This window comes from Rhodococcus sp. IEGM 1372 (assembly GCF_030056835.1).
Taxonomy (GTDB): Bacteria; Actinomycetota; Actinomycetes; order Mycobacteriales; family Mycobacteriaceae; genus Rhodococcoides.
In genome coordinates this window covers 79,749-86,156 of sequence record NZ_JASHKS010000016.1, presented here as the reverse complement: position 1 = coordinate 86,156, position 6,408 = coordinate 79,749, and the positions used below count along the sequence as shown (strand labels likewise).

The window sequence follows — 6,408 nt, the reverse complement described above, 5'->3', positions numbered from 1 at the left end:
CTACCGCAAGGCCGACTTCCGGTCGAAGTGGGACATGCTCTCGATGCAGTTCACCCGAGTCGCGACCAAGACCGTGGGCGCGACCACCGTGCTCCGCAACGGCCGACTCAAATCTGCGATGGTTGTGATCGTCGGCGACGGGCTCGACGCACACAGGAATTACGTCAAGAAGGCGTTCTACGAGAACCGTTTTCGTGACGAGAACGGTGTGACATACACCGACCCCGACGTCGATCGATTCGACACACAGGTCGATGTCCCCGGCGGCCTCGTTTCCTCCGCGGTCATCCACGACGAGACGAGCCGTAAGAAGACAGGCCCGCCGCGGTTGATGGACCTCGCAGCCCTGTCGTCTCTGCTGGCGAAGAAGGGCTTCGGAGCCAAGAACGTCCTCGACACCTATCAAAAGATGTACGAGGCGCAGGTGGTGTCCTACCCGCGCACCGAGGACAAGTTCATCTCGATCGAGCAATTCAATGAACTGCTCCCACGGGTCGACACGATCGCCGGCGTCGTCGGAGTGGACCCTGCGGCGCTGAGCCACCGCGGCCCGCGCACGAGCCACGTCAAATCCGGCGGCGCGCACGGTGCCAACCGCCCGGGCCCCAACGTCCCGACGTCCCTGGACGCAGTGGAGAAGACGTACGGCGCATTGGGCAAAGAGATCTACGAGCTCCTCGCCAAGAACTACCTCACCATGCTCGCGCCCGATTACGAGTACGACCAGCATCGCGGCCACGTCGAGAAGTACCCGAGCTTCGTCGGCTCCCTGAACGTGCCCGTACTCGCCGGATGGAAAGGCGTGTTCAACACCGAGGAGGAGGACCAGCAAAGTAACGACCAGCCGGAAGGAGTCACCGCGCTCGGCACCGTCGCCGACCCCTTCGTCCACGAAGGCTTCCCCACTCGGCCCCCGCACCCGACGATGGGATGGCTGATGAAACAGCTCGAGAAGCGGAACGTGGGTACCGGCGCGACCCGAACGAGCACGTACGCCGAGGTCACGAACAACTCGGGCGGCAAGGCCCTGATGGTCGAGCAGCGCGGCAAGATCACCCTCAGCGCGATCGGCGAACTCAACCATCGAATCCTGCCGGGCACACACATCGGTGACCTGACGATCACCGAGCAGGTCTTCGAGCAGATGGCGCAGATCGAGGCCGGAACCGGCGAGGCAGCCGACTATCTGTCCCTCGTTGCCGATCTCGTTCGTCACGACCTGCAGACGATGAAGGCAAATTCGAGCAAGCTGCCCGGCGAACTCAAGGCACGAATGGGCAAGGCCGGGGTGACTCGGGCGGCGGTGGAGATGATCGATCTGCCGCCGGAGCTGCACTTCACCCATGCAGGCGCGGTCGTGACCCGGGCGAAGCGGGTATTCGGTGGCCACCGGTTCACCGACACCGAAGTAGCGAAACTGCTGGCCGGTCAGGTCATCGAGATTGTCGCGACGAGCGCGAAGTCGGGAAAGACGTTCACCTGCACCGGAAAACTCGAACCCGGCGTGATGGACAAAGACGGCAAGCAGTATCCACACGTGAGCTTCAACCCTCGGTTCGAGGAGCGTGCACCTCGCACAGGCCTGGTCAGCGGAGTGTGGAAAGGCAAACCGGTCACGTTCAAAGGCCGCGGATGGGGTGCCAACGACCACTGGCCCGGTAAGGACTTCACCGAGCAGGAACTCGAGAAGCTACTAGCCGGGGAGACCATCGAGTTCGACGCCAAAAGCAAGACAGGCAAGACGTACCGGGCCCGAGGCGCGCTGGCCGAGAGTACGTACCAGGGCAGCAAGATCTTCGGATTCAAGCTGAAATTCGAGGACCGGAAGACGCCCTCGGGGAGCAAGAAACGCGCCGTGCGTCGGTAGACGGGTGCCGCAGGGCAGCGGCAGGGTGCCGCCCACCGCGAGCATGCGAGATCGGTTTGCCCGGTGGAGTCGCGAGCAAACCGATCTCACGTCGAACTTGCTACTGCTCGGAGTCCCACAGCGAGATCACTGCTGCAAAAACCGTGGCACCGACGTCGACGCCCCAGGCCCATGTAGCCGGACCTGCTAGACCCAAAGCCACGAGGAGCTTCGTCCTACTACTGGGTGGTTCGGAGCCAGGATCATCATTCTCAGCAGGCTCACGAGGGGATACACTCATGACATCTCCTTTTCTCGGGGAGTGCTGAAGTACAAGACCTCTCTCCGGTTGCAGCCGGAGAGGGGTCTACTTTTGTGCTTCCGCGCCTTCAGTTTGCCCGGATGAGTGTGGTTTGTCCCGCCTTCCTGCAACACTTACGACAAAATGATCCCACTTCATGCAACACTTAGGCCGATCCACGTCTCGAACCGGAGGCCCATGAGCAGAGGTCCAGGAAGTCGACAGACAGCGATTCTTAATGCCTTGGCTGCGACACGCTGCCCAGATCTACCTGACCTATGGCACTTCTTTGTCACGGGAGTCACCGCCCCACTGAACATCACTGGCACCTACAAGCTGGTAGGCAAGAACCTGCGACTGATGCAATCCGACGATCCGCCTGCAGTTGGAGTCAGCTTCCGACGCGCGGCGACTCTGCTTCGCGACAAGAGACGAGTAGAAGTCAAACACTTTCCGGGCGCGTTACTTCGCCTCCCGACCTCTACTTCCGAATCTGAAAACACCGCACCATATCGCCAGTGGATGGCACTGCGACTGCCGATGACCGCAGATGAAGCCATAAGCGCTTTTGACCTGCGCAAGAAGTACGCGGGGTACCGCAAGACCTTGGAAGCACTAGAACGTATCCCAGAAAATTACGGCCAGATAGATAGCTGCAATCTTTGGATAAACTGGTTCCAGTCTCTCGATGTCGAGAGACCGCCTCCAAGCTCGCTGTAGCAACGCTTTTGAACCATTGAGCGTATGGACGTATTGACGTGGCGACCGTCAGACAGCGTGGATACCTGAGTCATGATGAGCTAGGCTGTCTGATGTTCGACCGTCGATGAGGGTCACGGTCGAGCGTCCATCCAGCAACAGCGCTGCGCCACACCATTGTTCGGGTGTCGGTGTCCTCGTGCTGTGGGCTGGCCGACGCTCCCAGTGAAGGCCCTCCATGTCGATTCCTCACTCGCTCTTCCTTAGCACTGACCACATCTCGTTCACCATCGATGGCGGTGGACGTCGATGACCACACGCTCCGTCTCGACCGCAGAGCTGCAGCGCCGCTCACAGATCGCTGCCGCCGCCTACGAACGCGGTCGCCGCGCCACCCTGGCTGCCGCACGCCGCCGCAGCCTCCCCGACCGGGCGCACGTGCGCCGCGAGGAAATCCGCGCGCGCTCCCACTCGTACGAGCCGCGCAGTGACAGTCGCGCATTCGGGATGCTCGACACCGACGTGTCGTTGGTGCGGGCAGCGGCGTACCTCGCCGCGTCCGGTGTCGCGCACGAGCTGATCACCGCACAAACCTTCACCGACCCCACCCAGCAGGAATGGGCGGACGCCACCGTCAATCGCACGGCTGTGCACGAGGATGCATGGCGGGAACGGTTGGTCGACAACGGTATCGACGACGCAGTGCTCCACCCGGGTCTGTCGATGGATGCTCTGGAGTTGCCCGCCGAGCTCGATGGCCTCGACTTCGACGACATTGCCGAACACACCCTCGACGTGTCCTCCACCTCTGCCGACGTCGAACCCCTGAGACTGGTCGACCTTCTGCGAGAGACACCGCACCAGGAACAGTCGTCGGGTTCGGTCGTCGACATCACCGACCGGGTCGCGCAGGTCATCGAAATCGACCGCGGCGTCGACGCGGCCGTCGAGGGTGGTGTGGACGCATGGTGACCAAAAGGCCGACCGCCAAGGGTGCCGGCACACAGTCGTCGATGTTCCCGTTGATCGCGATATCGCTCGTGATCGTGCTGATCGCCCTCGGATACGGATCGCTCTGGCTCGGGCACGCGTTCACCGACACCGGTGAGTCGATCCCCGGCAATCCGTTTCAGGCACTGTTCTCCGTGGCCGGCGGGAAGCTGACATGGCCGACGGTATCGACAGTGATCTTCGTGATGGCGGTAATCATCGGCTCCGGTCTCGCCGGCGTCGCTGCGGCCGCTCGGGTGTCACGCGGCGGCAAGAACGACGTCGACGCCAAGGCCCGTCTGATGGGCTCGACATCGAAGCTGACCGGGGTGACGGGCAAGCAGGCCCGTGATCGCGCAAAGTCGCTGCGCTCGGATCTGGCCGACCGGGACACCCTCGACGACGCCGACATCGGAGTCATCGTCGGCCGCACGGTCCAAGGCAACCAGAAGGTGTACATGTCCTGGGAGGACATGATGTTCGCCCTGGCCGGACCTCGCATGGGTAAAACGGCCGCGATGGCGATCGACGCCCTGTGCACCGCGCCGGGCGCGGCGTTGTTCACCTCGAACAAGCGTGATGGCCACGACCTCACTCGCGGAGTCCGCGAACAACTCGGCGCGGTGTGGCGCTACGACCTGCAAGGGATCGCCGAAGGCCCCCGCACCGGCGGGGACGGGTTCTGGTGGAATCCGCTGCGCGGAATCACCAGCATCGTCGCGGCCCGCAAGCTCGCCTCCTACTTCGCGGCCGCATCGAAGGACAGTTCGGCGAAGGCGGAGTCCTCCTACTTCGACGGTGGTGCACAGGAACTGCTCGCGCAGATGATGCTGGCGGCATCGTGTGCGGGCGGCGATCTGCTGCACGTTTACGGTTGGCTCTCCGACGAGGAGAACGAACTCCCCCAGAAGGTCCTCGAGGAACACAACCACCAGATTGTCGCGATGCGGCTGCAATCGGTGCGCGGTCTCAACCCGCGCCAGCGAGACGGCCTGTACGACATGGCTCGCCGGTTCATCGGGTTGCTCGAGGAGCAGACCTACGTGATGAGCGTGCTCCCACCCGAGCGGGTGGACGTCTCGCTCGGCGCGGTCCTCGACACCGACATCGGTAGGGGCGTGCGCTACCCGCATTCGATGCGCGAGTTCGTGATCGAGAAGTTCGTGACCAGTACCGACACGCTGTACGCCTTGTCGAAGGAAGGGCCTGACTCGTCGTCGGCGCTGACCACGGCGTTGATCGGCTCGATCATCGACGCCGCTCAGCGCACCGCTCGCCGTAGCCCGCGCGGCCGGATGCCGGTACCGATGCTGTGCATCCTCGACGAGGCCGCGAACGTCTGCCGCCTCCCCGAGCTCCCGGCGTGGTACTCCCACCTCGGCTCGCAGGGGATCTGCCTGATGACGATCGTGCAGAACCTCTCCCAGGCTCAGAAGGTGTGGGGCCAGGACGGAGTCAAGCAACTCCAGGATGCCGCGAACTTCCTCTGGTACGGCGGCGGAATCAAGGACAAGACCACCCTGTCGGACCTGTCCGCGCTCGTCGGTGATCACGACGTCGAACGCTGGTCGGCCTCACGTGCCGGCGGCATGTTCGACAGCGGCTCGACCTCGAAGTCGCAGTCCTGGTCGAAGGAACCGATCATGACCGTCGACGACCTTGCCGCGATCCCGAAAACCCGAGCCTTGGTGCAGATTTCGGGCAACAGGCCGGTGCTGATGAAGAAGCTGTACTGGTCCGACGGCCCGAACGCCGACGCCATCACCGCCTCTGCCGAGCGATACGGAATCCCCGAGAAGGCACAGATTCTCCTCGACGAGGATGCAATCGACCTCGACGAGGTCACCGAGATCGACGAGGAGCCGTTCCTGTGACCGCATTCGACGACTTCGACCCGGCGGAGCCTGTGACCGCATTCGACGACTTCGACCCGGCGGATGGCGATCCGGCGGAGGGCGGCCCGGACGAGGAGCCGTCGGCACCGGAGCGGCAGTACGAGTCGATGTTCGACTGGTTCGACACCTGGTTCGCGACTCTGATCACCCGCAAGCTCAGCGGCACCGCCGGTAAGAGTGGGCGGGTGTTCTGTCCCGAGTGGTGGAGACACGACGAAGTGGTGCGACGCCTGCGTGATCTGTGGCTGGCGTGGGAGGGCGCGGAGGCGAGCGAGAATCTCGGGGCTCCGAGTGCCTGGTGGATCCACGACGCCGACCCGATGCTGCGCGTACTGCTCGATCCGGACGGTGGCCCGATGTATCTGTGCAGCAGAGACAAGCACGTCACGACCCCGCCGCTACGGCGAACGTTGATCCTGCCCCCAGCGGGCTGGTTCGACGGGCTCGACTGAATACTCCACCCGAATCGTCAAGATATGTTGACGATTCGGGTGGAGCCTGACACAACTACCGATTCGATCAACCGAAGGGACCTGGTGGGTCCGGCTAGACCCACCAGGTCCGATGTGGCCGGGGATTGCGCCTCCGGCCGACGACGACGTTAACGATCCCTGCCCGGTCCCGGGCAGTGCGGGTCGCACAGACGTCTCGCCCGACTTCAGGAGCGCACACCGTGG

At 63.3% G+C, this 6,408-nt stretch carries 5 protein-coding genes; all 5 read left to right on the top strand.

Annotated features, from left to right (window positions below):
• Positions 1–1,867, top strand: a 1,867-nt coding sequence (locus tag QM590_RS15055; protein ID WP_269595531.1) for a DNA topoisomerase, incomplete at its 5' end; no start/stop codon positions are given.
• Between the two features lie 523 nt (positions 1,868–2,390).
• Entirely contained in the window at positions 2,391–2,867 is a 477-nt protein-coding gene (locus QM590_RS15050; RefSeq protein ID WP_269595530.1) for a hypothetical protein, read from the top strand.
• Positions 2,868–3,155: 288 nt separating this feature from the next.
• Positions 3,156–3,818 carry a TraI DNA relaxase gene (locus QM590_RS15045; protein WP_269595529.1) on the top strand — a complete coding sequence of 221 codons (663 nt, stop codon included), beginning with the start codon at positions 3,156–3,158 and terminating at the stop codon, positions 3,816–3,818.
• On the top strand, positions 3,812–5,710 hold the full coding sequence (locus QM590_RS15040; RefSeq protein WP_269595528.1) for a type IV secretory system conjugative DNA transfer family protein: 1,899 nt from the start codon (positions 3,812–3,814) through the stop codon (positions 5,708–5,710). The genes QM590_RS15045 and QM590_RS15040 overlap by 7 nt, the downstream gene beginning before the upstream one ends.
• Positions 5,707–6,183 (top strand): DUF4913 domain-containing protein, encoded by a 477-nt coding sequence (locus QM590_RS15035; protein ID WP_269595527.1) that lies wholly within the window; start codon positions 5,707–5,709, stop codon positions 6,181–6,183. The genes QM590_RS15040 and QM590_RS15035 overlap by 4 nt, the downstream gene beginning before the upstream one ends.
• Positions 6,184–6,408 lie beyond the last annotated feature (225 nt).